Source organism: Pseudohalocynthiibacter aestuariivivens (assembly GCF_018457175.1).
In the GTDB taxonomy this organism is placed as follows: Bacteria; Pseudomonadota; Alphaproteobacteria; order Rhodobacterales; family Rhodobacteraceae; genus Pseudohalocynthiibacter; species Pseudohalocynthiibacter aestuariivivens.
Map to the genome: position 1 here is coordinate 246,354 of NZ_JAGFNU010000001.1, position 25,573 is coordinate 271,926.

At 52.1% G+C, this 25,573-nt stretch carries 28 protein-coding genes and 1 tRNA gene; 9 read left to right on the top strand and 20 right to left on the bottom strand.

The features are described from left to right. Window positions 1-35: 35 nt before the first annotated feature. From ttcA to rpmH, 4 genes are all read right to left on the bottom strand, one after another. The gene (ttcA, locus tag J4E70_RS01260) at window positions 36-905 is read right to left on the bottom strand and encodes a tRNA 2-thiocytidine(32) synthetase TtcA (protein WP_213887249.1); all 870 of its coding nucleotides are present in this window, start codon (window positions 903-905) and stop codon (window positions 36-38) included. 124 nt (window positions 906-1,029) lie between these two features. Next, window positions 1,030-1,269: a membrane protein insertion efficiency factor YidD gene (gene yidD / locus J4E70_RS01265; RefSeq protein ID WP_213887250.1), complete on the bottom strand. Its 240-nt coding sequence runs from the start codon at window positions 1,267-1,269 to the stop codon at window positions 1,030-1,032. Further along, window positions 1,266-1,688, bottom strand: coding sequence for a ribonuclease P protein component (rnpA, locus tag J4E70_RS01270; RefSeq protein WP_213887251.1), 423 nt, complete (start codon window positions 1,686-1,688; stop codon window positions 1,266-1,268). Before rnpA ends, yidD begins: the two co-directional genes overlap by 4 nt. Window positions 1,689-1,711: 23 nt before the next feature. After that, entirely contained in the window at window positions 1,712-1,846 is a 135-nt protein-coding gene (gene rpmH / locus J4E70_RS01275) for a 50S ribosomal protein L34 (protein ID WP_213887252.1), read from the bottom strand. Between the two features lie 288 nt (window positions 1,847-2,134). Between rpmH and J4E70_RS01280 the strand changes: the two genes are divergently transcribed. From J4E70_RS01280 to J4E70_RS01295, 4 genes are all read left to right on the top strand, one after another. Beyond that, complete coding sequence (locus J4E70_RS01280; RefSeq protein WP_246531556.1) at window positions 2,135-2,872, top strand: TVP38/TMEM64 family protein; 738 nt, start codon at window positions 2,135-2,137, stop codon at window positions 2,870-2,872. 2 nt (window positions 2,873-2,874) lie between these two features. Further along, a complete protein-coding gene (locus tag J4E70_RS01285; protein ID WP_213887253.1) occupies window positions 2,875-4,293 on the top strand; it encodes a dihydrolipoyl dehydrogenase family protein in 1,419 nt (472 codons plus the stop codon). A gap of 20 nt (window positions 4,294-4,313) precedes the next feature. Beyond that, window positions 4,314-5,717: a sensor histidine kinase gene (locus tag J4E70_RS01290; RefSeq protein WP_213887254.1), complete on the top strand. Its 1,404-nt coding sequence runs from the start codon at window positions 4,314-4,316 to the stop codon at window positions 5,715-5,717. 46 nt (window positions 5,718-5,763) lie between these two features. Beyond that, window positions 5,764-5,840, top strand: a tRNA-Arg gene (locus J4E70_RS01295). A gap of 287 nt (window positions 5,841-6,127) precedes the next feature. Here J4E70_RS01295 and J4E70_RS01300 read toward each other — a convergent pair. Then, on the bottom strand, window positions 6,128-8,962 hold the full coding sequence (locus J4E70_RS01300; RefSeq protein WP_213887255.1) for a DUF2339 domain-containing protein: 2,835 nt from the start codon (window positions 8,960-8,962) through the stop codon (window positions 6,128-6,130). Between the two features lie 118 nt (window positions 8,963-9,080). Between J4E70_RS01300 and J4E70_RS01305 the strand changes: the two genes are divergently transcribed. Continuing rightward, the gene (locus J4E70_RS01305; RefSeq protein WP_213887750.1) at window positions 9,081-10,241 is read left to right on the top strand and encodes an IS30 family transposase; all 1,161 of its coding nucleotides are present in this window, start codon (window positions 9,081-9,083) and stop codon (window positions 10,239-10,241) included. A 468-nt stretch (window positions 10,242-10,709) separates the two neighbouring features. After that, window positions 10,710-10,979: a hypothetical protein gene (locus J4E70_RS01310; protein WP_213887256.1), complete on the top strand. Its 270-nt coding sequence runs from the start codon at window positions 10,710-10,712 to the stop codon at window positions 10,977-10,979. Window positions 10,980-11,031: 52 nt separating this feature from the next. Here J4E70_RS01310 and J4E70_RS01315 read toward each other — a convergent pair whose 3' ends face one another. From J4E70_RS01315 to J4E70_RS01340, 6 genes are all read right to left on the bottom strand, one after another. Further along, the gene (locus tag J4E70_RS01315) at window positions 11,032-11,853 is read right to left on the bottom strand and encodes a cation efflux transmembrane domain-containing protein (RefSeq protein ID WP_246531557.1); all 822 of its coding nucleotides are present in this window, start codon (window positions 11,851-11,853) and stop codon (window positions 11,032-11,034) included. A gap of 89 nt (window positions 11,854-11,942) precedes the next feature. Further along, window positions 11,943-12,275, bottom strand: a complete 333-nt coding sequence (locus J4E70_RS01320) for an SHOCT domain-containing protein (protein ID WP_213887257.1) — start codon at window positions 12,273-12,275, stop codon at window positions 11,943-11,945. A 184-nt stretch (window positions 12,276-12,459) separates the two neighbouring features. Then, window positions 12,460-12,657, bottom strand: coding sequence for a hypothetical protein (locus tag J4E70_RS01325; RefSeq protein WP_213887258.1), 198 nt, complete (start codon window positions 12,655-12,657; stop codon window positions 12,460-12,462). A gap of 105 nt (window positions 12,658-12,762) precedes the next feature. Then, window positions 12,763-13,008 (bottom strand): hypothetical protein, encoded by a 246-nt coding sequence (locus tag J4E70_RS01330; protein WP_213887259.1) that lies wholly within the window; start codon window positions 13,006-13,008, stop codon window positions 12,763-12,765. A gap of 17 nt (window positions 13,009-13,025) precedes the next feature. Further along, entirely contained in the window at window positions 13,026-13,208 is a 183-nt protein-coding gene (locus J4E70_RS01335) for a hypothetical protein (protein ID WP_213887260.1), read from the bottom strand. Window positions 13,209-13,452: 244 nt separating this feature from the next. Further along, the gene (locus J4E70_RS01340; RefSeq protein WP_213887261.1) at window positions 13,453-14,082 is read right to left on the bottom strand and encodes a class I SAM-dependent DNA methyltransferase; all 630 of its coding nucleotides are present in this window, start codon (window positions 14,080-14,082) and stop codon (window positions 13,453-13,455) included. A gap of 160 nt (window positions 14,083-14,242) precedes the next feature. Between J4E70_RS01340 and J4E70_RS01345 the strand changes: the two genes are divergently transcribed. Further along, complete coding sequence (locus J4E70_RS01345) at window positions 14,243-14,947, top strand: winged helix-turn-helix transcriptional regulator (RefSeq protein WP_213887262.1); 705 nt, start codon at window positions 14,243-14,245, stop codon at window positions 14,945-14,947. Between the two features lie 97 nt (window positions 14,948-15,044). Here J4E70_RS01345 and J4E70_RS01350 read toward each other — a convergent pair whose 3' ends face one another. Next, window positions 15,045-15,545, bottom strand: a complete 501-nt coding sequence (locus tag J4E70_RS01350; RefSeq protein ID WP_213887263.1) for a GNAT family N-acetyltransferase — start codon at window positions 15,543-15,545, stop codon at window positions 15,045-15,047. A gap of 405 nt (window positions 15,546-15,950) precedes the next feature. Between J4E70_RS01350 and J4E70_RS01355 the strand changes: the two genes are divergently transcribed. Beyond that, window positions 15,951-16,769, top strand: coding sequence for a hypothetical protein (locus J4E70_RS01355; RefSeq protein WP_213887264.1), 819 nt, complete (start codon window positions 15,951-15,953; stop codon window positions 16,767-16,769). A 214-nt stretch (window positions 16,770-16,983) separates the two neighbouring features. Here the strand turns inward: J4E70_RS01355 and J4E70_RS01360 are convergent, their stop codons facing one another. Then, entirely contained in the window at window positions 16,984-17,172 is a 189-nt protein-coding gene (locus tag J4E70_RS01360) for a DUF1127 domain-containing protein (protein ID WP_213887265.1), read from the bottom strand. Between the two features lie 253 nt (window positions 17,173-17,425). On the opposite strand from J4E70_RS01360, the gene J4E70_RS01365 reads away from it, so the two are divergent. Then, entirely contained in the window at window positions 17,426-17,833 is a 408-nt protein-coding gene (locus J4E70_RS01365; protein ID WP_213887266.1) for a universal stress protein, read from the top strand. A gap of 70 nt (window positions 17,834-17,903) precedes the next feature. Here J4E70_RS01365 and J4E70_RS01370 read toward each other — a convergent pair whose 3' ends face one another. The 7 genes from J4E70_RS01370 to J4E70_RS01400 all read right to left on the bottom strand — a co-directional run bounded on the left by J4E70_RS01370 (window position 17,904) and on the right by J4E70_RS01400 (window position 25,474). Next, window positions 17,904-18,455 carry a hypothetical protein gene (locus J4E70_RS01370; protein WP_213887267.1) on the bottom strand — a complete coding sequence of 184 codons (552 nt, stop codon included), beginning with the start codon at window positions 18,453-18,455 and terminating at the stop codon, window positions 17,904-17,906. A 156-nt stretch (window positions 18,456-18,611) separates the two neighbouring features. Beyond that, window positions 18,612-19,898, bottom strand: a complete 1,287-nt coding sequence (locus J4E70_RS01375; protein ID WP_213887268.1) for an amidohydrolase family protein — start codon at window positions 19,896-19,898, stop codon at window positions 18,612-18,614. Further along, complete coding sequence (locus tag J4E70_RS01380; RefSeq protein WP_213887269.1) at window positions 19,898-20,842, bottom strand: ABC transporter permease; 945 nt, start codon at window positions 20,840-20,842, stop codon at window positions 19,898-19,900. Before J4E70_RS01380 ends, J4E70_RS01375 begins: the two co-directional genes overlap by 1 nt. A 6-nt stretch (window positions 20,843-20,848) precedes the next feature. Beyond that, window positions 20,849-21,898 (bottom strand): ABC transporter permease, encoded by a 1,050-nt coding sequence (locus J4E70_RS01385; RefSeq protein WP_213887270.1) that lies wholly within the window; start codon window positions 21,896-21,898, stop codon window positions 20,849-20,851. Continuing rightward, window positions 21,888-23,435, bottom strand: a complete 1,548-nt coding sequence (locus tag J4E70_RS01390) for an ABC transporter ATP-binding protein (protein WP_213887271.1) — start codon at window positions 23,433-23,435, stop codon at window positions 21,888-21,890. Before J4E70_RS01390 ends, J4E70_RS01385 begins: the two co-directional genes overlap by 11 nt. Beyond that, window positions 23,436-24,473 carry a BMP family protein gene (locus J4E70_RS01395; protein ID WP_213887272.1) on the bottom strand — a complete coding sequence of 346 codons (1,038 nt, stop codon included), beginning with the start codon at window positions 24,471-24,473 and terminating at the stop codon, window positions 23,436-23,438. Window positions 24,474-24,601: 128 nt separating this feature from the next. Continuing rightward, window positions 24,602-25,474, bottom strand: coding sequence for a MurR/RpiR family transcriptional regulator (locus J4E70_RS01400; RefSeq protein WP_213887273.1), 873 nt, complete (start codon window positions 25,472-25,474; stop codon window positions 24,602-24,604). Window positions 25,475-25,573 lie beyond the last annotated feature (99 nt).

Here is a 25,573-nt window from a genome sequence, read left to right on the forward strand (position 1 = left end):
GGATCGAATCTTACGTTGCGTTCCTCATCTGTCGGTTAACGCAGGCGAGGAGGCTGCAAAGCATTTTCTTCAAATTCTGCCTTGTTGCGTTGAAGCCCTTCGAAGTCGAAAAGTTTTGGATCAAGCAGATGCGACGGGCGCGCGTTCATCAGCGCACGGAACATGACTTGACGGCGTCCGGGGCTGCTGGCTTCCCAGGTATCGAGTATTTGTTTGACCTGCTGACGTTGCAGACCGTCCTGACTGCCACAAAGATCGCAGGGGATGATGGGATAATTCATCGCATTCGAGAATTTTGCGCAATCCGCCTCGGCCACATGTGCAAGTGGTCGATAAACAAAAAGATCGCCTTCTTCGTTCAACAGTTTTGGCGGCATTGTTGCCAGCCGACCGCCGTGAAACAGATTCATGAAAAACGTTTCAAGTATGTCATCGCGATGATGGCCCAGCACAACAGCGGAACACCCTTCTTCGCGGGCGATCCGGTAAAGGTTGCCACGACGCAGGCGCGAGCAGAGTGCACAAAAGGTGCGGCCTTCAGGAATTTTGTCCATAACAACGGAATAGGTGTCTTGGTATTCAATCCGGTGTGGGACCTGCATTTCCTCAAGGAAGTCCGGCAAAACAGTTGCCGGGAATCCGGGCTGTCCCTGATCAAGGTTGCAGGCAAGCAATTCCACCGGAAGCACACCGCGCCATTGAAGTTCGTGTAGGATGGCCAGCAATGTATAGCTGTCCTTGCCCCCAGACAGGCACACCAGCCAACGGGCATCACGTTCGATCATGCCGTATTGCTCTATCGCTTCGCGGGTATTGCGCACGATACGCTTGCGCAGCTTCTTGAACTCGGTCGTAGAAGGCGCGCCGTGAAACAGCGGGTGAATATCGTCGAGGTCGTCAAGCATTCGGGACACCGGATTTGGATAACTTGGATGGTGTTAAATGGCGCGGGCGACGCCCGCAAGGTTTTCAGTGGTAAAACCCCCTTGATCCCCCTGAAGGGGGAGACGCAATTTGCAGGCCTATTATCTACTTCTCTGGGTTTTCGGGGTCCGGCACCGGGTCGTACCCTTCTTTGCCAAGAGGATGGCAACGCCCAATACGGCGGGCAGTAAGTATTGCGCCTTTAATGGCACCATGTTTTTCCAGCGCTTCTAAAGCATAGGCCGAGCAGGTTGGCTGATACCGACAGTTGTGGCCGACCCAGGGTGAAAAGATCAAACGGTAGGCACGCACCGGTAGGGCGAAGATATGTGCGAGCAACGTCATTTTTGTTTTTGGTGAATGATGGCGAGTGCTGTTTTGAGATCAGTCAAAAGGTCCGCAAATGGCTGATTGGCCGTCGCCATCGGGCGCCCGACCAATACGTAATCCCATCCGGGGTGTCCTGATACGGGAAGGCAAACGCGAGCGATTTCGCGCAAGCGTCGTTTGGCCCGGTTCCGGGCAACGGCATTTCCGACCTTCCTGGAACAGGTATAACCAACGCGAATGACGTGATCCGGGGCTTCGTCCGGTACCCGTTTGCGCGCCTGAAGAAGAAAGCCTGGCATCGGTTTGCGCAATCCGCGCGCTGCGCGAAGAAAGTCCGCACGATTGCGCAATACCTTCAGACAAACGGAAACCGCCGGGGACCCTGCCGCAGCGATTGGCGATTGGCCTGCTGCGCGTGTCTCCGGCGGTGTCATATCCGTTAGCCTTTTGGCTGCGCTTATGCGCTAAGCACCTTCCGGCCCTTGGCGCGGCGTGCGTTCAAAATTTTACGGCCAGCTTTGGTCGCCATGCGCGAACGAAAGCCGTGGCGCCGTTTGCGAACCAGATTGGATGGCTGGAAAGTGCGTTTCATCGTCCGTCTCCGTCAAAGTAGGTCTGCAATCCCGGATGGATTCGAAGACCAAATGTATTCGAAGCCCGGTCTTTAGGGGGTCGCATGGCATAAGTCAATTCTCTGGTGAAAGGTTTTATGCAACAATTTCGCCCAAGAACCACAATATATGTTTCAGTGATGGTGTAAAACCTTTGCTCGACTGAAACATTGCTTCACCACTGATCAAGGACGCGTGATCACACTACCGTCTGATGGTTTCGCAGCGCATGTTGTGCTCAATGAAACCCCTGACGGGACTACAAAAAGATGACCGATATGAGCGAAACCCCGATGCCGCCTTCAAATCTCAAGCGGCGCTTGCCGTTAATTGCCATCGCTTGCGTGGCGGTCATCGGGGCGTTTACGCTGCGAGACTATCTGAGCTTTGAAACTTTGGGTGAGAACCGCGAAATGCTTTTGACATTTCGTGACGCAAATTACCTTCTTACAGCACTGGCGTTCATTGGGGCTTACATCATTATTGTCGGGTTCTCGTTGCCCGGTGCGACGATCGCAACCTTAACAGGTGGCTTTCTGTTTGGGGTGTTTCCGGGAGCCTTGTTCAATGTAACTGCCGCAACCGTGGGGTCTATCGCCATTTTTCTGGCGGCTCGTTGGGGTTTGGGTGAGCGACTGGCTGCAAAAATGGAAAGCTCAGAAGGCGCTGTTAAGAAGATCAAGGACGGAATTGATGAAAACCAGTGGTCGGTGCTATTTCTGATCCGTCTGGTTCCAGCGGTTCCTTTCTTTGTAGCTAATCTGGTGCCTGCGCTTGTTGGTGTTCCGCTTCATCGTTTCGCGATCTCAACCTTCCTCGGAATTATCCCGGGCGGTATCGTCTATACTTCAGTTGGTGCCGGGTTAGGAGAGGTGTTCGAGCAGGGTGAGACGCCTGATCTTGGCATTATCTTTGAGCCTAAAGTTCTGTTGCCGATCCTGGGACTTTGTGTGCTGGCCGCGTTGCCGATCATGATCAAAGCGTTATCCAAAAAACAAGGACATTGAAAATGAACCGTATAAAAACGGATATCTGCATCATTGGTGCAGGCTCTGGTGGATTGTCGATAGCATCGGGCGCGGTTCAGATGGGGGCTGATGTGGTTCTGATAGAAGGCCACAAAATGGGTGGCGATTGTCTGAACTATGGCTGTGTTCCCTCAAAGGCGCTGATTGCTGCTGGTAAGGCGGCGCATGCTATGGAAACCGGGGCACCTTACGGCGTGTCACCAATTACACCCAAAGTCGATTATGGAGCTGCCAAAGATCACGTTGCAAAGGTGATTGGCACGATTGCGCCACACGATTCTGTTGAAAGATTCGAAGGGCTGGGTGTGAAGGTCATTTCGGAATATGGGCAATTTATTTCGCCAACCGAAGTTCAGGCGGGCGACACTGTTATAACCGCGCGTCGTTTTGTGGTCGCGACGGGGTCATCCCCCTTTGTTCCTCCCATTCCAGGTTTGGATTCAGTTCCCTACGAAACCAATGAGACAATTTTTGAGTTGCGAGAGAAACCGAAACATTTGCTGGTTATAGGCGGTGGCCCGATTGGCATGGAAATGGCGCAGGCACATCGGCGCCTTGGTTCTGAGGTCACTGTGATTGAGGGGATGAAAGCGCTTGGCAAGGATGACCCTGAACTGGCCGAGATCGTGTTGGAAAACCTGAGGGCCGAAGGAATCGAGATTGCAGAAGATGCAATGGCCGCAGAAATACGAGGCAAAGTCGGTGCGATTGAAGTCGAGGTCAAGGATGGGCGGGTCTTTAAAGGCTCACATCTGTTAATGGCCGTAGGTCGTAAGCCAAACCTTGAAAAGCTCAAATTGGATGCTGCCGGTGTTGAAACGCATCGTGGTGGCGTCAAGGTGGACGATAGCCTTCGGACCACCAATCGGCGCGTTTATGCAGTGGGCGATGTTGCATCCCCGCTCCAGTTTACGCACGTTGCCGGGTATCATGCCGGAGTTGTAATAAAGTCGATGTTGTTCGGTCTGCCGTCGAAGGTGCGCGTAGATCACATTCCCTGGGCGACTTACACCGAGCCAGAGCTTGCGCAGGTCGGGCTGACCGAGGCGCAGGCGCGTGAAACGCATGGCGATTTGTTGGAAGTGACCCGGATTGAGTTTTCTGGCAATGACCGTGCAATCGCAGAAGGTAAAACACAGGGTTTGATCAAAGTAATGATTGTAAAGGGAAGGCCCGTTGGAGCGTCGATTGCCGGGCCGCAGGCAGGAGAGCTTATCGGAGTCTGGGCGCTGGTCATCGCGAATAAGCTCAAGATTGGTGCTGTCGCGAATATGGTTGCGCCTTATCCAACGCTGGGCGAAGTTAACAAACGTGCTGCGGGGGCATATTATACGCCGCGGCTGTTTGACAATCCGAAGGTAAAACGGATTGTCAGATTTGTTCAAAGGTGGCTGCCTTAAAAGGGCGGTGAGGGGCTGGTATGGTTCTTAATTCCCTCTCTGGGCGCTTCTTGTTGCTGACAATTTTGTTTGTCATGCTCGCTGAGGTGCTGATTTTTGTACCGTCGGTCGCGCGGTTCCGAGAGGACTATCTGCTTTTGCGTTTAGAGCGCGCGCAGATAGCGTCGCTTGCCGTTTTAGCAGACGACATGATTGATCAGGCGCTTGAGGCTGAGCTTTTGGAGAACGCAGGCGTTTTCAACGTCGTACTGCGGCGTGATGATACGCGCCAGTTGATGCTTTCGTCGCCAGTACCCGGACCAGTCTTTCAAACCTTTGATTTGCGCGATGCGGGTGCCTACGAACTTATTCGCGATGCTCTTATGCGTATTCTCGACAGACAAGACAGGGTCATTCGTGTGTTGGGTGAGCCCGTGCGGCAGGGTGGTTTGCTGATTGAGATAACAATGGCATCCGGCCCGCTGAGATCTGCAATGCTTGATTATGGTATCAATATTTTACTTTTGTCCGCAGTGATTTCCGCAATCACGGCGTCGCTGCTGTTCATGGCGGTAAGGGGCACGCTCGTCTTGCCAATCCGCCGCGTGGTTACAGCGATGCAATCCTACGCGGCATCGCCAGAAGATGCGCGTACCATCATTAATCCCAGCGCAAATATCATTGAATTGCGCGAAGCCGAAAATGCGCTTCAATCCATGCAGACGGAGCTGACCCAGTCGTTGAAACAAAAAGACAGGCTTGCGCAACTTGGTGGTGCAGTTGCAAAAGTAAGTCATGACCTGCGCAATATCTTAACCGTTGCGCAGTTAATGGTGGACCGTCTGGAAAGCAGTGATGACCCGACGGTAAAACGGTCTGCACCAAAGCTCGTCAATTCAATCTCGCGTGCCGTACACCTTTGCGAAAGCACCCTGACCTTTGGAAAGGCAGAAGAACCAGCGCCGGTTCTTTCACGGATCGATGTGGCCCAGATTGTTCGTGATGTCATAGAAGGCGAACGACTGGCTGTTGGCGAATGCGGCATACGTTTCAGCCAGGACGTTCCGGAAGGGATGGAATTGCGCGCCGATAGCGATCAGTTGCATAGGGTTCTTTCCAATCTCATCCGCAACGCGCGACAAGCGATTGTTGCAACAGGAAAAGATGGCGAGATATCTGTTCAGGCGGACGAAGATGACGGAGAATGGTTTATCACAGTTTCTGATACCGGTCCTGGGCTACCACCAAAAGCGCGTGAGCATCTGTTTACGCCTTTTCAAGGCGGCATCCGAAAGGGCGGCACTGGCCTCGGTCTTGCCATCGCGGCAGAACTTGCTCGTGGCCACGGTGGACGGCTTGATCTCTTGGCCAGTGATCACACCGGAACGAAATTTGCGATACGTATACCAAAGGGTGACAGTGCATTAGATGCAGTTTCTTCGTGAATTCGCTCTTGCATTGCGAGGCGAGCAGAGCTAAGTCACGCCGGGCGCACCGATAGCTCAGCTGGATAGAGTACCTGACTACGAATCAGGGGGCCGGGGGTTCGAATCCCTCTCGGTGCACCATACTTTCATTATAACCTATTGTTTTATAATAAAATCCTAGATTTTGATGAAACTTCGTCCACCTTTCTGTACACCTACTTGCAAAATTCGACCACCGAATTGACCGCCTATAAGAAGGCGTCAAAACCTAACACCCCATGAAGTGCCACTGAACAAATCGGCCTTTCGCCCCAACCGCAGCGAACGGCTGGTAGGAGCCCAAAGAGGACTTAGCTTCTAAGTGCAACGCGGCACTGCTGTATATAACTAATGACGACACTTAAGTGGAACGCTGGTTGTACAGTTGCTCAATCTGAATCAGACGCCTGATCACTGACTACAGGTCGAAATACAAAGCGTTGATAGACCCGTCCGATCCCGATCAGTGTCAGCCCAAGTCCTAAGAAGGATGCAACACGGAAAAGCCCGCTCAGGTCTGACATGTCCAGCAGGAAAACTTTTGCAACTGTAACCATCAGAACAGCCAGTGATGCGTAGCGCAACGGCACCGAGACGCGAACGATGCCTATAAATAACAAACAAAGTGCGAAAACGATCCAGACTGCGGAATAGGCGTAGAGTTCGCCATTGGTAGGTTCAGTGCTTCCCGAGAGGCCAATGTTTGTGCCCCAAAAGGCCCTTCGGGTTTCGAGCGAAATGTAGATAAAAATTAAGACGCCAGCCGCTCCTTGAAAAAGTGAGCGGAGATTATTCGCCAACTTAAAGCGATTGCTGTGACCGATAAAAAAGAAAAGAACAGCTGGCAGAAAATATGCAAGTCCGAGCAAATTCATCAAAGGAAAATAGCCCACAGATTCGTTGGTTAGTAGCGGAGAAAGGGTGAACACATGGCTGAGAAAAACAACAACAACCGAAATAGCCAGGAGTCCGAGACCGGCGGGATACGGCCACTTCCGCCCGCTGCGGCGGGCTTCGAATAACAGAAGACCAGCGGCAGCGATCCACCAGAGGGTCTGAACCGACTGATCAAACAGGCGCCATAGCCATGATGGCGTGTAAATGCCGCCTGAGGTCCATAGCTTCAGTTGCAGAGCAACCATCAGAAATGCGAAGCCGACACCGGCAATCTCGCATGTTGTCGCGGCCGCATCGACACGGGAGCGAGCGAATATCCGGGCAGCGAGTAAGTTGGCCACTGCCGGAATACCGTAGCCGTAAATCACCCATCCGAATATTTTTAGGAAATCGCCTTGGTATTCCAGTATCTCTTGATTTGCGACAAGGCGCACGATGACAACGATAGTCACCGCCATGGCAATTGAGCGTAGCTCTGACAATTGCGTACGTGACCATATCCAAGCAAGGGCAAGGGTCTCGCTAGAAAGGGCAACAGTCAGCCAGGCCTCGCGCAGCAGGCAACTGAAAGCCAGCGCAATAGCAGCCGTCGCTCCCGCCGCGTAGAATGCGACCATCAGGTCGCTTCGACCGTCGCGTGTTTGTCGCGCTTTCGCAACTGCTACTGCTGAGAAAAGCACCGCAAGGCCAGCAGCGACTGCGGCCCATGATATGTCGGTTTCCAGTTTGCCAACACGCCAGTAACCGATACAGAAAAAAAGCAAAGGCATGAGCGTCGAAACGCCCGTCCAGACAACCGGTGTCCTGCCCCTTTGCGATCCAATAAATCCGCCTCCGCCAAAGAGCACGGCCAGCCCCCAGAGAGCGACAGAATAAACGCTGTACTCAGGTGGCACTGAGAAAGGACCAAAACCGGGTTCGGGAAGCGTTTGCGCCCCAAGCGCCGGGGTTACGCTGGCTGGTTCGGGCCAGAAGAGAACCGCGGTTAGTGAAATCGCAGCAGCGACTATGATCAGACTTTCTAGCGCTGCACGCCTCGACGCCATCAGTAGTGCAGATGCGCAGTAAAAGCCTATAAAATAAAACGCGGCTGCGTTAAATTCTGCTGCGTTTGCAAGCAACAGGAGCAGCAAACCTGAGAGAGTGAAACCCAGACCAGAGGTATCGGCCAACATTTCAATGAGCCAACGCCACAGAGGTATTTGAGGGCGTTTTATAGGCAGACCCGTCGAGAGCAGCGCAAAGAGCACGGCGAGCCCCAGCGCATAGGCATCTAAGACACCCTGATCGCTCATCGTCCAGCTCTCTAACAGATAGAGGATCGGCCACAGAAAAGCACCGACCAGGGTCAGATACGAAAACCACCACCATTTACGCCAAACCATTACAAGCAGGCATCCGGCGGAAAGCACAAAGAGATAGACGAAAAGAGGCGCCGACTGTGTCACGGGCATCTCGATCAGCGCCGGTACAAGATAACCCGCGAGAAACCCGAGAAGTGCAACAAAGGGTCCTTGGCGTAAGGACAGGACGAGAGCGGAATAGGCGACAAGTCCAAGGACTACAAATGCGGTCCCCGCTGTCAGCAGCCCGAACATAGCGTGGGCGGCATAGGACGAGACAAATATTGCGAAAATACCCGAGCCGGTCAGTGCCGGCGGGACATAATCGGGGTTCACTGCCCGCCGCACCGCTTTCACCGGGTTGCGCATGGTCCACTCGCCGGCGGCCAGCAGCAGCCCTCCGAGAATGAGGCCAAGAAGCACCCGCGTTAGTGGTGTGAGCCAACCCTGATCAACAGCGTAGCGGAACAGGAACACGGCACTGAGGCCAACGGCAATTGCTCCGATCCAGATGAGCCACTTTGACGCCAGAGTTTCTTCTACGCCACGACTTGGTTTTGTCGTGGGTTTCGGGGCATCCGGCTGCGTTCTGGCGTCCCATGGGCCGCCCTCGGTGACTGTAGCGGGTGGTTCCGCGCCAACCAGAACGGGTGGCTGAATCTCGGTTTCTTCATCCGGCTCCTGCCCGACCAGAGCTGGTTCTACTTCCCGGGTATCTTCCTCCTCGGATCGGGTCTGGTCCGTTTCTGGCTCGGTTTCGGGACTGATTTTTAGTTGCTGTGAAACGCGCTGCAGTTCCGTTATTGCGCTTTCAAGCTTGCGGCTGACCTTCTCCATGTCGCGTTCATGCCTGCGCTGCCGCCTGAGCAAATAGAGGGGCGAGCCAAGCACGTAAACGATCACGATGACCGCAATCAGTATTAGGTTATCCATCACCAATAGATAGTCGTGGAATACTGAGGCGAGAGCATTGATCCACGTCAAGTGGTGCATGGTCCAACAACAGTCTTGGTAGTGTCTAAGTCGAACGGCAGGATTGTCCCTGTGGATTCAACGGGTGGTCGCAACACTTTAATCTTTTTGTAAAGATGGAGTGTTGATGATGAAGTACCGGACGCGGACCTTTTATACGGACAAACAGAAGTCTGAGATGTGGGATCGGTGGCAACGTGGAGAGTCACTGAGTTCGATTGGGCGTAAGTTTGATCGAGCTTCTTCGTCGATCTTTCCGCACCTGGCGTTGACCGGTGGCATTCGACCACCTGTGCGCTGCAGATCACGTCTTGCATTGAGCTTGGAGGAACGCGAAGAAATATCCCGTGGGTTGGCAGTCGGGCGTTCTCTGCGATCTATTGCACGCAATCTCAAACGTGCGCCATCGACCGTCAGTCGGGAAGTTCGCAGAAACGGTGGACGCAAGGATTATCGTGCAGCGCAGTCCGACCAACGCGCCTGGGACTGCGCAAAACGGTCCAAAGCCTGTAAGCTCTCTTTCAATCAACCCTTGTGCGCACTGATCACGCGGAAGCTGCGGCTGAAGTGGTCGCCTCAGCAAATCGCAGGCTGGTTAAAGCGCAAGAACCCTGACGAAGAGCAGCAGCGCGTGTCACACGAAACGATCTATCGCAGCCTTTATGTGCAGGCCCGCGGCGTTCTGAAGAAAGAGCTGCAGCAATGCCTGCGCAGTCCTCGTGCCATTAGACGGTCACGACATGCGACGCAAAAGGGGCTGAAGCTGCGCAAGATCAAGGATGCTATCCCGATCAGCGAACGCCCACCTGAGATCGAGGATCGCGCTGTGCCGGGGCATTGGGAGGGTGACCTGATCGTCGGTGCCAACAACAGCTATATTGCCACGCTGGTCGAACGGCATTCCCGATTTGTGATGCTGGCGAAGGTCGCGAACAAGGACACGCAAAGCGTTATCACCGCCCTGATCAAGCAGGCGCGAAAACTGCCCAAGGAGCTTTATCGGTCGCTGACCTGGGATCGCGGCTCAGAGATGACCGGCCATGCGAAGTTCACAATGGCCACCAAAATCGACGTCTTCTTCTGCGACCCTCAATCGCCATGGCAACGCGGTAGCAATGAAAACACCAATCGGCTTCTCAGGCAGTACTTCCCGCGCGGCATAGATATGTCGGCCTACAGTCAAGCTAAACTCAGCGCCGTGGCGCGCCAACTCAACGAACGGCCAAGAAAGACCTTGCATTACCAAACACCAGCCGAGAAATTTGAAGCCTGTGTTGCGGCGATCTGTTGAATCCACACCCGCAGAGCAGTCGTTGAACAATTGCATGGCAAATGTCTGACCTGTGCGCACCTTAACCAACTCTATCGGGCGCCTAAGCTTCAATGTTGCTGTTTGGAAAAGGGACAGGGCGCTTAGACAATGTCGGACGGACAGCCAGCGGAGAACGCGCAACCGAAACCCGCAAGCCTAAGCACCCCACAACATCGCTAACAGGTCATTCATTTCTCGTACTTGATTTATATCAAGTGGCGTTTGGCAGCAGTTTTACACTTTGTTCGAAAGCAGGTTCGTTCACGCAAGCCAAGATGCGAGCCATAGCAGCGCAGCAAGCTCTACCAAGAGCATCGGGACACCGAGGCGGTACCTGCGGTTCTGAGGGATAGTGAAATCAATCATGCGGTTGTGTATCCGTAATACAACCTAAGGATATATAGCTTATGTTGAAACAAAGCGTTTCCTGCTGATACAGATTTCCCTATGAGAACTCGTTCCCGCTCCCCCAAGAAAGCCAAAGACGAACAAGCGTTCCCAATACGTATTCGGGTTAAGGTGCCTGAAGACGGATACGGGCGTCAGTACACAGAAATCCACGAATGGCTGCTTGAACATGCAGGACGAGACAACTTCGCCTGGAACAGCGATTCAATTCCGGGGATAGAAGCGAGCGCATTCTATTTCAACGACCTGGCGATTGCGGCTCGCTTCTTGGATAGGTTTAACCTCGACCTCGTAAGTTGGTCGAAGTAATTTTGAAAGTCCTCTGCTGCGCCTTTTGTCTTCTGGGAACCCAAGGCTATCATTAACTAATATGCATGTCGTTTCGTGCATCTCGCACGATGATCCAAGATGAATGTAAAAACAGAAAGGCGATGATGAACGCCACAATTCGATCAGGCAATGGAGTGCCGGTCCAACTGACCAATCCCGCCGCAGCGACCACGGCGATGTTGCCAATCGCATCGTTGCGGGAAAAGAGCCATACCGCACGAACGTTCGCGTCCCCTGTCCTGTGCGGAACGAGGATCAGGGCCGCAGCAATGTTTACTGCCAACGCAATGAGCGCGATGCCACCCATAAGCTCAGCGTTGACCGGCAGATTTGTGGCCATTCGATAAATCGTATTAATGATAACGCCTATCCCAAGAGCACCAAGAAAAAGGCCCTGAATAAGCGCAGAGCGGGCGCGCCAGATTAAGCGCCAGCCGATTGCAAGGAGGCCAAGAAAGGTGATCAACCCATCTCCCAAAAAATCTAATGCATCCGCCTTGAGGGCCTGCGATCCTGAGAAAACCCCTCCAATCATCTCAATGATGCCGTATCCAATGTTAAGACCAACGACGATATAGAGCGCTTGACGATAGTCTGCACTCGTATGTGTCTGTATGGTGCCTGCACCGTTGTCACTGTCCTCCAGCCGGACGAGGTGATACCCGGCGTTCGAAACAGCGGCTTCGACAGATGAAAGCCTACGGTCTGCTTGGTCTACTTCTAGGGTTAGTACTTGTGACGCTACTGATATTTTAGGGTTATCAATGCCCGCCGAGCGCACAGCTTTTTCGATTTTCGCTGCGCATGAGGCGCAATCCATGCCTGTTACTTGGTATCTTACAACTTCATCCATCTGATAATTTTGCCTGCCGGTGTTCCGAGCCAATCAAAACAGGACATTGTTCTCATATTCGATGAACGATACCCAACTCTTGAATCACACTAGCCCAACAACAAGGCCTTGCGCTCAGCATATTCCTCAGCGTCAATCTCGCCTTTTGCCAAGCGCTGGTTCAGTGTCGCAATCGCGCTGTCTGTACTGTTAGGCACAGCACCTTGTGCCAATCCCATCCAACGCATCAATGCAAATACACCGACCACGAGCATGACCAGAACAAACAACATGAAAACTGGACCAAGGAACATCCATCCACCTCCGTAGCCATATCCTGACATATGTGGGTGGCCGTACCCATATCCAGCTTCGTTACCTTGAGCGAACACCGGAAAAGATGCGATAAGCCACACGAGGACTGTAGCGATAAGGTTTTTCATTTCGGAATCCTCCGTTTGCGCGATAGTCAAATCAGAATGTGTCGACCATCGAAGATGAAACCATATCCGACAAGCTAACTTGTTTCGTTGATTTATGACAATTCGCTTCAAGCCGTCGCAATAACTATTGTGTGATGTGCCAGACTTGGTGATTTGCACCAATTGAATAGGATTGTTTTGCTAATTAGAAGGTAGCAATACCTTGGGTTGCGAGACTGCCAGAGACTACGTCGCCCAGGTCAGAAGTCGCGCCCCCGACCGTAACCATGATTGCTATACTTAGCCCGACGATAGCAGCGGTCAAAACAACCCAGTCAACGGTGATCGCACCAGATTCGTTCGTGCAAAAGTTCTTGATCATTTCAGTCAACATGGGCTTCATAACTCGTCCCTCCGTAGGGGCTGGTTCAACAATTATTAATGCGTTCGCGCTCTATGTTGTCAAGGTGTGCACTTTAAAGTTGTCGAAATGATGTTTTGTTTCTGTTTAGGGTGGGTTCCCTGAATCTAAGGAATAATCGTAGGAACACGCCATCACCAACGGCGGATAGGTTGGAAACGACCTGATATCAAACCACTTGAAACAGGTGCCATCCGAATTAGCCATGTCACCGCAGCTAATACTGTAGCCGTTTGCTGTTTGGCGGATTAGCGCTGCTCTGAATGCGTTTAGGTCAATCAACCACCACAACGCAAAGCCGTCCTGACGCTCGTTGGAGTGGCCGTAGAACATCCAATCCCCTTTGCCATTCACAATCTTGGATAGCTCTGTCTCGGCCCCTGACGTGACCCTGGCACGTATGGTGAACTGATAGGGGTAGCGATGGACATAGCCGGACTCGCAACATCTTCGCGGCAGGAAATCCGGGCATAGGGTGCGACGATATCCGTCGAGTCTTTTGATTGTGCCAATTTGTCGTTTTTCTTAGTCATAAGACCGTTTCACCTGTCGACTAACTTTCGTTCTACCAAGCTGGCATGGCCCATATTCCTGTGGGGTTCAAGTTTTCCACGCTGTTCAGCAGGTCGAAGAATATCATGGCTAGCCCACCATCGATTGCAGGATGACCAAGGAAAAACCTGATTAAAACTATCAGATGACCGCTTCGAGCCCAAACAAGACCTTTGGATAGTGCGATACCAACGTCTTAAAATTTGGGCTCGCTAACCTGAACCCCTACACGACTTGAAAGACAAAGATCTGTGCCCCGAGCTCTGGTTCGGACAAAAGATACGGCCTGAAGTTGGGTGAACGTCCCACTTCTCGGACGGTAGGACCCGCCAATAGGTCGTCGATTTTGACCCGCAATCCTTGTTCCTCGTAGGTATCTGGCCGCACGTTAAAAATGACGTGCCCTCCCGGATGGGTCACTCTTATGAACTCATCCAGACAATCCGGCGGTGCATGCCCGGGACCAAGAGACCCAAAACAGGTTACGGCAGCGAAGCTGTTGTCGGCCTCGGGAATGGGCCGACCCAAGTTTTGTTCATACAGACGATCGTAGGTTTCTAACCTTTTGGCGAGCTTGAGCATCGCCGGAGATATGTCGAGCCCGACGATATCCTCATAACCAAGTATCGCCAGCGCTTCGCCAACAAGGCCGGTGCCACACCCAGCATCGAGTATCGGTCCCTCATCATTTGGAACGTGGCGTGCAACGAATGCTGCACCAATGGTGGGAAGCCTGAATCCGTTGCCAATGTTGTCGGCATCATAATCTGATGCCCAGCCTTCATAGCTCTCTCGAATAGCTTGCGCCCCTTCCGCGTTGTAAACATGCTCTAGCGTATTAGTCGTGTTTGTCATCTGGTGTCTCCATTCTCCATATAGGCAACAGTGGCGTGTCTACTTGTGCCCAGGGCAGTGTAGAATCTGGATCAACCCCGGTACAAATTTTGTACTGGCAATATCCCAAAGGGATTTGATAGGCTGCAATTGGAACACCCCTTTGACGTAAAGAGGTAATATGGCTTCGAAACCCTACGGACTATTTTGTCCAACGTCCAAAGCCTGTGAGGTCCTGAATCCACGCTGGACGATCCAAATTCTTGGCGAACTTTGGGGCGGTTCGACCCGTTTCAATGAAATCAAACGGGGTCTACCGGGAATTTCACCAACCTTGTTGGCCAACCGGCTTAGAGAGATGCAGGAAAACGGACTAATCGAACGCGTAGAAGATCCAGCTACGGGGAATATCGACTACCTTCGGACCGATAAGGCAGCAGAGCTCGATGATATTTTGCAAGGACTTGCCCGATGGGCACAGCGCCATATCAAAGCGGACATCGCGCTGGAAGATCGAAACGCGGATGTCCTTATGTGGACGCTTCAGAAACGGATAATCGTAAATGAACTGCCGCAGCGAAGGGTCGTCGTGCGGTTCAACTTTTCGGATGCAACGTCGCCAGCATCGACATACTGGCTGATTTCGAGACCCGGTGAGCCAATTGAGCTTTGTGCATCCGACCCTGGATTTGACGTTGACCTTTACATCGAAACGGCAGTTGAGGTTATGGCTGGTATTTACCTCGGCAGACGTACCCTCGACCGAGAGATCGAAGAGGGTCGTTTTTTCATGAGTGGCGAGGCGATACTTAGCAAGACCATGAAGCGCTGGCTGAAGATCAGCATTTACGCTGATACGGACGGCATAGCGATTGCGGAAATATAATGGTTTTGACATCGCTGACGGCAATGACAGCTAAGTTCCGCAGAGCCGATGCCTAAGCTCGGTGAAGCGAACGTCCGATAAGCTCAAACCTACCGCCTTAGGCCTTCGGGAGTTCCATCATCATCTCATGCCACTGAACTCCGCCGTGGTCAGATTCAGAAGGCTGTGTGTACCGATAGCCAAACTTCTCATAGAGGGGTACGTCGTGCTTTTTGCACATAAGATGGATCGTTTCTTTTTTCGTGTCAGTCATACGCTTAACGAATTCGGACATTAATGCGGTGGACAAGCCGCGACCTTGATATCCTGGATCAACCACCACTGACATGATCACGACATTTGGAGCAGCCGGATCATGTCCAATGAGTTCTTTGAAATCTTCATCAGACATTTCAACGTCATATGCGCACCCGCTGTTTATGAAGCCAACAACGACTTTATCGACTTCAAGGATCAAAAAACCTTGGGGATAGTTAGAGATACGCTTTGATATTTTTTCAAGCGTCGCAGCTTCATCGCCATCATAGGCTGATGTCTCTACATCAAAGCAGCGCGTTGCCTCCGATAGTGAGGCATTGCGAAATTTGTGGTTGTCCATGTTCTTAGTCAATCTATGAATGTATCAGACAAAAGAATAACCGATCATTCGATTGAAAACCAGTTCTCGACGGACGGCAACGTTGTCCGCATAGCAGACCTTGGAGCAAAACCTTGGGGGTTCGCTCACGCGCAGTATAGGTGAGCTCTCCCGGCCTTGAACCGACTTGTTTTCTAGCTTCTTCACACGGTTACTCAGACGCACGGTTTTCTGCTGCTCATTGTTTCCAGCATGGTGTCGCCGTATCTCTGCCACAAAGAAGTCTTATTCAGCCGAAATTATCCCGAATAAAGAAACAAAAACAATATCTTACAAACAAAACCTGTCTAAAAGGACACCTTAGAATCGTTTGGTAAATCGCTTATGATTTATAGATGGATTTTAAATTTTAATACGAGGTTAGATATGGAACTTTGCCAGTCGCTTGAGTCATTGCACCCTCAAATGGAAGGCTGGGTAGGGGCGTTACTGGATGGCAAGGCAGGTACTCACCGGACCGGAATTCCGATAGATTTGACTGAGAGCGAAGAACGAAGGCTTCTCGTAACAAGCTCCTTGCTTGACGCTGTCGAGGCTGAAGGAGGATGCGTTGAGAGAGCAGAACCATCTGGGAAACTCACGCTCGCCATCTCAGGTGAAACCCTTGAATTCTCAGTTACTGAAAAGATGCAAAAATGTTTTGTCAGCGTTCACAACAAAGGAGCAGAACTTTTGGATTGCTCGGAAACGCGTCTCGCCAATCCTTTTTCTGCCGGCTTATTCCGGAACAAACCAACGGGGTTTCTTATCTTTAAATTTGAGAACCACATTCATGGAAGAGGCTATCCCAAATGGGTGGAATCAAAACACGTAATAGCCGAAGCCCTTCTTCCGGTCATTGTTCGCGAGATTATGGCGTCGGGACCCATAAATTTTCGCTGGAGCGTAGAACGCGAACTAAAGCGCTTGCAGTACAAACTGGAACAAAGTGGGCGAGGTGGGTTTCCATTCTTTGGTGAAGTGAGTCAGGGATGGAGGCAGAAGTTACAGTCAAAAAACAACGATAGTTCGGAAAGCAGACGCCTTGAAGATTTCGTTCGCTCGTTGAAAATTCAACTATCGACTGGTGACTATTATCTGGAAGGGCGACCTTTGTCACATTGGATAGCGTGGGCAGAATCTTGCATCGCAAAGCTTAAGCCTTCCAACCCGGTTTTTCGAAAGCACGCTAGGAAAAGTGAATGAAGGGTGATTTTTGTTTTCGACGAAAACAGGGGCCCGCGAGTTTGAAATGTTATTGCAACCAATCCTGAACCGCGTTTCCGATATCTGATCGGGCCGCAATCAAGGCACTCGATGAAATCGATTGATTTCATTTCAATGCAGAAATGGGGTCACAGACTCAAAAAGAGCCGCGCATTTGCGCAGCTCTCTTCGAATTCCAGTATTGAATGTCTTACTAGCGAACTGCTGGGGACAGTCCGATATCAGCCAACTGGTACGCTGAAAGTTTAGCCAGAGCATTACGAGTTTGACGTGCATCATTCCAAGAAATGATCGTGTCTTTTACTTCTTCAAATACGTTCACCAGACGGAAAGTCGTGACTGCTCCGAGAGGCACAGAACGTGTTGCTGTTGCGATAGACATTTTGCGCTTCCTTACTTTTGTTTCAGCCGACACCGCGTCGGTTGGTAGGGCTCATCTAGGACTTTTGGATTTGATTCACAATTCACTGTTTTTGCATTGCCGGAATGCAATGTATGCATAGGTATTCGTTTGCGATAATACTTCAGAAACCTGTAAAAATGGTCATAACGCTTCCTGTAAAACGGTTGATACAGATCATGGCAGACCGTTAGGTAGCATCGCAAACTAGGCCATTCTGTAAGGAGATGCTGTTATGTATGAGAATATCTTGGTTCCGATCGCGCTTGATCACGGCCCGAACACAGCCAAAGCATTGGAAGTCGCCCAAAAGCTGGTTTCCGACGGTGGGAAAATTACGGTTTTACATGTTCTGGAAGATATCCCTGCCTATGTTTCGCAATATTTGCCGGAAGGGCAGTTGTCGAAAAATGCGAAAGAGGCTGAGGTAAGTCTGAAAACCGAAGCCGTAAGTGTACCTGGTGCAGAGATCAAGGTTGTGACTGGCCATTCCGGGACAACAATTACGGAGTATGCTGACGGGCATGGTTGCGATCTTATTGTGATTGCATCGCACAGGCCGGGTTTGCAGGATTTTTTCCTCGGGTCTACCGCTGCACGTGTTGTTCGCCACGCACCATGTGGGGTTCACGTCATTCGGTAAGCCGAAAGCGCGAATTGAGTGTGTTGCAGAAAAGCTCGCATGTATTGCGCGTCGCAAAGTCAGGCGTGTTCTAACCGAACGTGACTTCTACTTGCGCTTTCGCTAACCCAAACACGCCAGTTCCTAACTCGCCAGCGAGTTTCCATTCTTTTGGTGTCATCAATCTGCTCAGCAATTGCCAAAGCTGTCCGGAAATTCCCTGAAGCCAACGTTTGATAATGGAAAACACTTTCTTGGTCTTTTTCCAAAACCCCGCTTGCGGAACATTCTGTGGGGCGTTTCGCGCGGACAGCAACGCTATTAGATTTTTGATCCGGGTTATCACGCTGGCAAGACGCCCAAGCAGAGATTGCAACTCCAGAATTTCGCTTTTCACACCTTCGGAGTTTTCACCATTCTGAATGTGCGCCAGCGAATTACGCAATGACTCAAGTTTTTCAAGAATTTCTTGGATCAGCCAGTAGACCCTCGTGCGTATCGTTTCCAGTTCTTCTTGTGGCGCAAACTCGCTCAGGAGCCGAACCGAACTGTGCTCAAATTCTGGATTTAGCTCTTCGATGATATGTTGTTCAAGCTGCCTGAAGTCATCAAATATTTCATCAACAGTCTGAATTAGGGACATGGTGGAATACTCCTGAAAAAAAAATGAATATCTCAACATGATACATCAAAGGCGGTATTCAGACAAAGTAAACACAACCGAAGAGGGTCATTGCATGATACGAAAAAACCAGACGCTAAGCGAAGTAATTTGAGTAGCGCAACTTCTCGGGTATCTCTAAGTCTGCGGAAGATGCGCGGAATGGCGTCGTCGCACGGAATCCGGGCGGTTGGTCAAAGAAAGTTGCGCGTCGTTGCGCGCCTGTCTTGAAATCACTTTCCCATTCGCAATGACCCAAAGCCGGTCGGGACGCAAGCGCAGCGCTTCGATCGTGTTGCCTGCATCGAGCACCACAAGCGATGCCTTTGCTCCAACGCGAAGCCCAAAATCCTCAAGCCCCATGATTTTGGCGCTTTCAAACGTCACCATGTCAAAACATTTGCGCATTTCATCTGGGTTGGTCATCTGCCCCACGTGCAGGCCCATGAAGGCGACATCAAGCATGTCTGCCGTTCCAAGGCTATACCAGGGATCAAGCACGCAATCCTGCCCAAACCCCACAGTAATGCCCATGGCCAGCATTTCTTTCACACGGGTCATGCCGCGGCGTTTAGGGAAGGTGTCATGACGGCCTTGTAAAACGATGTTAATCAGTGGGTTTGGTATGGCTGCCACTTCGGCCTCCTGTATCAGAGGTAGCAGTTTCGAGACGTAATAGTTGTCCATCGAATGCATTGACGTCAGATGCGAACCCGCAACCCGGCCCTGCAGCCCCAACCGTCGAGTCTCATAGGCTAGTGTTTCGATGTGGCGCGACATTGGGTCATCCGTTTCGTCACAATGCATGTCGACCATAAGTCCGCGCTCTGCTGCAATCTCGCAAAGAGCGCGAACAGATGCGGCCCCGTCTGCCATTGTACGTTCGAAATGCGGAATGCCGCCAACCACATCTACGCCCATATCAAGCGCCCGGATCGTGTTTTCCAGTGCGGTCGGGCTTCGGTACAGGCCGTCTTGCGGGAAGGCTACTAGTTGCAGGTCAATATAGTCTGCAACCAGCTTTTTAACCTCTAGCAACGCCTGAACTCCAATCAACCTGTCATCGCAGACATCAACATGACTGCGGATCGCCAGCAGCCCCATGCTTGCGGCCCAATCGCAATAGGCAAGCGCCCGGTCGCGGACTTGTTCAAGCGTCATAATCTCTTTCAGTTCACCCCAAAGGCCGATGCCTTCCAGCAATGTACCCGAAGCATTGATGCGCGGGATGCCGTAGGACTGTGTTGCGTCCAGATGGAAATGCGGGTCAACTAGTGGCGGGCTGACCAGGTCTCCGCTGGCGTCGATAACCTGTCTTGCTTCCGCTTCTATACTTTCGATAGCGGTAATCCGGTTTCCCTTGATACCGATATCAGTGATGCGCCCATCGGGCAGGGTGCCACCTTTTACGATTATATCGAACATCAGCGCTCCCCTTTGTTAAACGCCACCATCAGGGCTGCAGGCACCTCTGCACGCCGCGACATGACCACAAGCGCGAGGATCGAAAGCAAGTAAGGCATCATCAGAAACACTTGATAAGGGACATTGGCACCAAGTGGCGTTTGCTGAATTCTGATCTGCAGCGCATCAAACGCGGCAAACAGAATTGCTCCAAGTAGTGCCTTACTAGGCTTCCACGCCCCAAAAACCACAAGCGCAATGCAAATCCATCCGCGCCCGTTTACCATTTCAAAGAAGAAGGAATTGAAGGCAGACATGGTCAGAAACGCCCCGCCAACGGCCATTAGACCGCTGCCGACCATCACAGCCCCAATACGAATTCCGCTAACCGACAGCCCCTGTGCATCAACCGCAGACGGGTTTTCCCCTGCTGCGCGCAAGGCAAGCCCAACCGGCGTTCGGTAAAGCACCAGTGATAGGACCAACACCAAGACAAAGGCCAGATAGGTTAGCGGTGTTTGGGTGAATAGCGCTGGGCCAATGACCGGAATTTCTGACAATATGGGGATCGGCAGGGGTTGAAACGCTTCTATCTTTGGTGGGCTTGTGACCTCTGGTAACGCCAGTCGATAACTGAAATAGGTCAGGGATGTTGCGAGCAGGGTGATCCCCAAACCGACAACATGCTGTGACAATCCAAATGGCACGGTCAGGATGCCGTGCATCAGGCCAAACAACATTCCAGACAGCATGGCGACGCCCACACCGGTCCAAAGGCCATAACCGGAATAAACCGTCATCCAGCCCGCGAATGCGCCGACAACCATGATGCCTTCGATGCCTAGGTTCAGAACACCTGCGCGTTCACAAATAAGCTCTCCCATCGTTGCAAAGATCAGGGGGCTTGCGATACGGATCGCTGCTGTCCAGAAGCTTGCAGAAATCAGGATGTCTAAGATTTCCATGTATCCTTACTCCCTGACAATGCGAAAACGGGTGAGCATGATCGCGAGCACCATCAGCAACAAGGCCGTGGCGAGCATAATATCGGCGATGTAGGTAGGCACACCCGCGGCGCGGCTCATGCTGTCAGCGCCGACGAAAATGCCAGCAACAAACAGTGCAGATACAACAACACCAATCGGGTTCAAAAAGGCCAGCATTGCAACGATGATGCCGGTGTAGCCAAACCCTGGTGACAGATCGAGCGTGAGATTGCCCTTAAGTCCGGCAACTTCGGAAAACCCGGCGAGGGCTGCAAGCCCACCTGACAAAAGTGCGGTTTTGATAAGGACGGTGTTCACCGGGATTCCGGCAAATTGCGCGGCTTTCTGGTTCAATCCAACGGCGCGCATTTCATACCCTAGCGTGGTCCGTGTCTGGATCATCCAGACAACCGCGGCGGATACGATGGCCAGCCCAAATCCCCAGTGCAGGCGCAGCCCTTCGACGATGCGCGGCAGCCGGGCCTCGGGGATCAAGCGGGCCGATTTTGGCCAGCCCATACCCATCGGGTCCTTGAGCACACCTTCAAGAAGCATTGATACCAAAAGCAACACAACAAAATTGAAAAGCAGGGTCGTAACAACTTCGTCCACGCCAAACCGGGTTTTGAGATAGGCAGGCAAAAGCAGAACAAGAGCGCCCGCGAACATGGCGCAGATTGCAATCGTTGGAAGTAGCAGGCCAGACGGCCAGGCAAGTGCCCCTGTTCCCAGCAGTACAGTTAAGACTGCACCAGCATAAAGCTGTGCTTCCGCCCCAATGTTCCAAAGCCGCGCGCGAAAAGCGACCGCGACCGCGAGCCCGGTAAAGATCAGCGGTGTGGCGCGGTTCAAGGTTTCAAGCGCCGCGAACTTGGAACCAACAGCGCCATCGATGATCAACCCCAGAACCGAAAACGGATTGGCCCCAGCCAACATAGCTAAAAATGAGGCGACAAAGACCGTAACCGTCAAGGCCAGCAATGGAAGCGACAGAGTGCGCGTGACTGTAGGGTTCGCAATGGGCTCAAGCCGCATTTGTGGCCTCCTCGTCAAAACCGTGTCCTGCCATCCAAACACCAAGCTCCGCCGCCGTCTTGCTACCGCGTGGGAAACCCGGTGACAGGCGGCCTTCGGAGATAACGTGGATGACATCGGACAGCGCCATGATCTCTTCCAGATCTTCGGAAATAAGCAATACCGCAGCGCCGCCAGCGCGGGCATCCAACAGGCGCGAATGCACGTAGGAGACAGCCCCGATATCAAGACCACGTACAGGCTGATTAGCCAGAATGATGCTTGGAGACTGCTCAAGTACCCGGCCAAGGATCAGCTTTTGCATGTTTCCGCCGGAAAGCAGCCGAATACGTGTCTGAGGGCCCGGGCAACGGACGTCGTAGGTGTCGATAATATGTTTCGAAAAATCCTCGGCCTTTTGCCAATTCATCCAGCCTTTTCGGCTGTAAGGGGCTTCGGAATAGTTCTCGAGGATCGCGTTCTCGGTCAAATCAAAATCTGCGATCGTGCCGGTCTTGTGCCGATCCTCAGGAATACGGGCTATGCCCGCTGATACTGCGGCGCGTGGCGTCCAGTTAACAGGTTCGGAATTTTCCAAGGCTATTGTGCCGGAAAGCGGTGTTGTCAAACCCCCAATCATGTCGGCAAGTGCGGACTGTCCATTGCCTGATACGCCGGCAAGGCCGATGATTTGTCCGGCTCTTAGATCGAGCGACAGCGATTTCAAACCAGGCGCGCTGCCCTGATCAGCAGTCGAAACATTCTGAAGCCGCATCAGAGCCGGGCCAGCCGTAGAGTCTGCAACTTTCGGAGGTGTAACTTCTTCTCCAACCATCAGTGTTGCGAGGACGTGGCGGTCTGTTCCTTCTGTCAAAACTTCGGCAACAAGACGGCCGTGGCGAAGCACAAGGACACGGCTTGAGATTGCCATAACTTCGTGCAGCTTGTGCGAAATAAAGACCACCGACAAACCCAGATCGACAGCCTTGCGCATCGTTGCAAACAGGTCATCGGTTTCCTGAGGTGTCAGAACGGCGGTCGGCTCATCAAGGATCAGAATCCGTGCATCGCGGTAAAGCGCCTTGAGTATTTCCACCCTTTGTCGCTCACCTACCGACAATGCGCCGACACGCGCATCAGGGTGAACTGTCAGGCCAAAATCACCGGATAATTTAATAATGCGTGCGCGGGCTGCAGACCGGTCAAAACCCAGACGCCATAAGGGTTGGGTGCCGAGTACGATGTTTTCCAGCACGGTCATATTGTCAGCAAGGGTAAAGTGCTGGTGAACCATGCCTACGCCTGCGGCCAAAGCAGCTCGTGGGTTTCCCGGTGGCAGTTCCTGGCCGAACACTTCAACGCTCCCTGTATCGGCGGTGTAATGGCCGAACAGGATGTTCATCAACGTTGTCTTACCCGCGCCGTTTTCACCGAGTAGCGCTATTACCTCGCCTTTGTGCAGGTCGAGGCTGACCGCGTCATTCGCGACCAAAGCACCAAAGGTTTTGGTGATACGGTCGAGGCGCAGGACAACCTGCGCCTCACTTTGCTTAGCCATTTATGACGACCGCGGTTCTTCGTCGTTGATTTCGACGGAAAAACTGCCGTCTTTGATTGCAGCTTCGCGCTCTGCTACCAGCGCGAGAGCATCTTCCGGAACTTTGCCTTCGAAAGTGCCGAGCGGCGCAAGGGAACTGCCCCCTTCGCTCATGAAGGAATAGACACCGTAGTCAGCAGCGGTGAAGCTGCCTGCCTGCACTTCTGCAATGGCTTTATCCAAGGTTGGTTCAAAGTGCCAAAGAGCAGAGGCAGCAACGGTATCAGGGTAGTCGGATTGCGTGTCGATCACATTGCCGATGGCAAGCACGCCGCGTTCTTGTGCTGCGTCTGAAACACCAAAGCGTTCGGCATACAGAACATCTGCACCCTGTTCGATCATCGCGAAGGCAGTTTCTTTAGCCTTGGGTGGATCAAACCAGCTGCCGATAAAGCTGACCTGAAAGGTGATATCAGGGTTGATCTCACGTGCACCAGCCATGAAGGCATGCATCAGCCGGTTCACCTCGGGAATCGGGAAACCCCCGACCATGCCGATGTTGCCAGCTTTGGTAAGCGAGCCTGCAATAATTCCAGACAGGTAAGACGCATCCTGAATATAGTTGTCGAACACAGAGAAATTCGCCAGCGCATCATCCTGTTTGAAGCTGGAACCCATCAGGAAAGCGATATTGGGGTAGTCTGCCGCGACTTCGCGCGCTTCTTGTTCTACACCAAAAACTTCGCCGATGATGAGCTGATATCCCTGTTCAGCGTATTCCCGCATCACACGCGTATAATCGGTGTTACTGACATTTTCGGAATAGGTGTATTCGATATCACCACGCCCCTGAGCGGTTTCAGCAGCTTTGTGAATTCGGCTGACCCATTGCTGCTCGACCGGGACTGTGTAGATGCCAGCTACTTTAAGCGGTTCGGCAGCAAGCGCGCGACCGGGAAGGCCGACAATACCGGTCATCGTTAGCGCAGCCGCGCTGGTTGCCAGCAGCCTTCGGCGCGTCATTCCGGACAGCTGAGATGTGGTCTTTAAATTATTCATTATTTTTACCCCCGTTGGATTTGATTTCATACTTTTGACCAATTGGTAAACTTTCTTGCGATTCGGTTCAATCAAAACTAACAATTGTTCAAATTCATTCGTGCATATTACCTAAAATTTCAGCGCCCCTAACTAAATTTGCGGAACAGACGTGTCATGTCGAATAACTCGTCCAATCTTTCAAACCGCTCTCTGGTCTCGGGCCAGATTTTTTCCTGTACCGCAGCGATCATGGCTTCGAGCAGCATCATCGTGGCAATATTGGAATCCCAAGCCGAAGGGATTTCGACCCAACAGTTAAAAATATGGTCGGCGACTTTCGCGACGGGAGAGGCCCATTGATCGGTAATCAGGATTACCTTTACCCCCCGGGACGAAGCAAGTTCTGCCAGACGCAGCAGGTTGGTTTCGTAGCGCCGTACATCGAACATAAGCAGGACATCACCTTCGGCCATATCAAGCACGTAATGCGGCCAGGTGGCCGAGGATGACGTCATATGGGTGACCCTTGGCCGGATCGCCTGCATATGCGTAAACGTATAGTCGGCGAGCGCGCGGGTAATTCGGCCTCCTACAACAAAAAGCTGATTTTCCTTGTCAGCCAAAACGGAAACCGCCTGATCAAACTTTTCGGTATCAACATGCGAAAGGGTTTGGCTGAGATTATGCATAACTGAATCTGCAAATCGATTCAGCATATGAGAATCCGGCGCTTCACTTGCCCAGTTCTCATGTTTTTTTATCGGCCCTGAAACCTGCGCCTCAAGCTCTTCCCGTAACGCTTTGTGAAATTGGGGATACCCTTTGAAGCCAAGTTTTTGAACCATCCTGGCAACGGTTGGGGTCGATACGCCGGCATTCTCTGCAACAATTGTGATCGAGGCAAGTCCGGCAGCAGGGTAGTTTTCCAGAAGGGAATTGGCCAGTTTACGTTCTGTCTGAGTCAGCGACTCATACCGGCTGCGGATCAGACTGCGCACTGTTTGCGAGGAATTCGGCAAAGGCTTTCCCTAAATTTTATGCGTTCACTCTAAGTTGGGTTTTTGTGTTTGACCAGCGTGTGAAAATATATTGACAGATCGTGAAAGAAAGGAAAGTAT

Bases quoted from the DNA above. Each gene is read 5' to 3' on its own strand.
- rpmH (WP_213887252.1), bottom strand. From the start codon at position 1,846: ATGAAACGCACTTTCCAGCCATCCAATCTGGTTCGCAAACGGCGCCAC.
- J4E70_RS01320 (WP_213887257.1), bottom strand. From the start codon at position 12,275: ATGAAAAACCTTATCGCTACAGTCCTCGTGTGGCTTATCGCATCTTTT.
- J4E70_RS01380 (WP_213887269.1), bottom strand. From the start codon at position 20,842: ATGGAAATCTTAGACATCCTGATTTCTGCAAGCTTCTGGACAGCAGCG.
- J4E70_RS01315 (WP_246531557.1), bottom strand. From the start codon at position 11,853: ATGGATGAAGTTGTAAGATACCAAGTAACAGGCATGGATTGCGCCTCA.
- J4E70_RS01370 (WP_213887267.1), bottom strand. From the start codon at position 18,455: ATGTCCCTAATTCAGACTGTTGATGAAATATTTGATGACTTCAGGCAG.
- J4E70_RS01335 (WP_213887260.1), bottom strand. From the start codon at position 13,208: ATGACTAAGAAAAACGACAAATTGGCACAATCAAAAGACTCGACGGAT.
- J4E70_RS01310 (WP_213887256.1), top strand. From the start codon at position 10,710: ATGAGAACTCGTTCCCGCTCCCCCAAGAAAGCCAAAGACGAACAAGCG.
- rnpA (WP_213887251.1), bottom strand. From the start codon at position 1,688: ATGACACCGCCGGAGACACGCGCAGCAGGCCAATCGCCAATCGCTGCG.
- ttcA (WP_213887249.1), bottom strand. From the start codon at position 905: ATGCTTGACGACCTCGACGATATTCACCCGCTGTTTCACGGCGCGCCT.
- J4E70_RS01280 (WP_246531556.1), top strand. From the start codon at position 2,135: ATGACCGATATGAGCGAAACCCCGATGCCGCCTTCAAATCTCAAGCGG.
- J4E70_RS01350 (WP_213887263.1), bottom strand. From the start codon at position 15,545: ATGGACAACCACAAATTTCGCAATGCCTCACTATCGGAGGCAACGCGC.
- J4E70_RS01360 (WP_213887265.1), bottom strand. From the start codon at position 17,172: ATGTCTATCGCAACAGCAACACGTTCTGTGCCTCTCGGAGCAGTCACG.
- J4E70_RS01325 (WP_213887258.1), bottom strand. From the start codon at position 12,657: ATGAAGCCCATGTTGACTGAAATGATCAAGAACTTTTGCACGAACGAA.
- J4E70_RS01390 (WP_213887271.1), bottom strand. From the start codon at position 23,435: ATGGCTAAGCAAAGTGAGGCGCAGGTTGTCCTGCGCCTCGACCGTATC.
- J4E70_RS01345 (WP_213887262.1), top strand. From the start codon at position 14,243: ATGGCTTCGAAACCCTACGGACTATTTTGTCCAACGTCCAAAGCCTGT.
- J4E70_RS01330 (WP_213887259.1), bottom strand. From the start codon at position 13,008: ATGTTCTACGGCCACTCCAACGAGCGTCAGGACGGCTTTGCGTTGTGG.
- J4E70_RS01355 (WP_213887264.1), top strand. From the start codon at position 15,951: ATGGAACTTTGCCAGTCGCTTGAGTCATTGCACCCTCAAATGGAAGGC.
- J4E70_RS01395 (WP_213887272.1), bottom strand. From the start codon at position 24,473: ATGAATAATTTAAAGACCACATCTCAGCTGTCCGGAATGACGCGCCGA.
- J4E70_RS01290 (WP_213887254.1), top strand. From the start codon at position 4,314: ATGGTTCTTAATTCCCTCTCTGGGCGCTTCTTGTTGCTGACAATTTTG.
- J4E70_RS01385 (WP_213887270.1), bottom strand. From the start codon at position 21,898: ATGCGGCTTGAGCCCATTGCGAACCCTACAGTCACGCGCACTCTGTCG.
- J4E70_RS01365 (WP_213887266.1), top strand. From the start codon at position 17,426: ATGTATGAGAATATCTTGGTTCCGATCGCGCTTGATCACGGCCCGAAC.
- J4E70_RS01305 (WP_213887750.1), top strand. From the start codon at position 9,081: ATGAAGTACCGGACGCGGACCTTTTATACGGACAAACAGAAGTCTGAG.
- J4E70_RS01340 (WP_213887261.1), bottom strand. From the start codon at position 14,082: ATGACAAACACGACTAATACGCTAGAGCATGTTTACAACGCGGAAGGG.
- J4E70_RS01375 (WP_213887268.1), bottom strand. From the start codon at position 19,898: ATGTTCGATATAATCGTAAAAGGTGGCACCCTGCCCGATGGGCGCATC.
- J4E70_RS01285 (WP_213887253.1), top strand. From the start codon at position 2,875: ATGAACCGTATAAAAACGGATATCTGCATCATTGGTGCAGGCTCTGGT.
- yidD (WP_213887250.1), bottom strand. From the start codon at position 1,269: ATGACGTTGCTCGCACATATCTTCGCCCTACCGGTGCGTGCCTACCGT.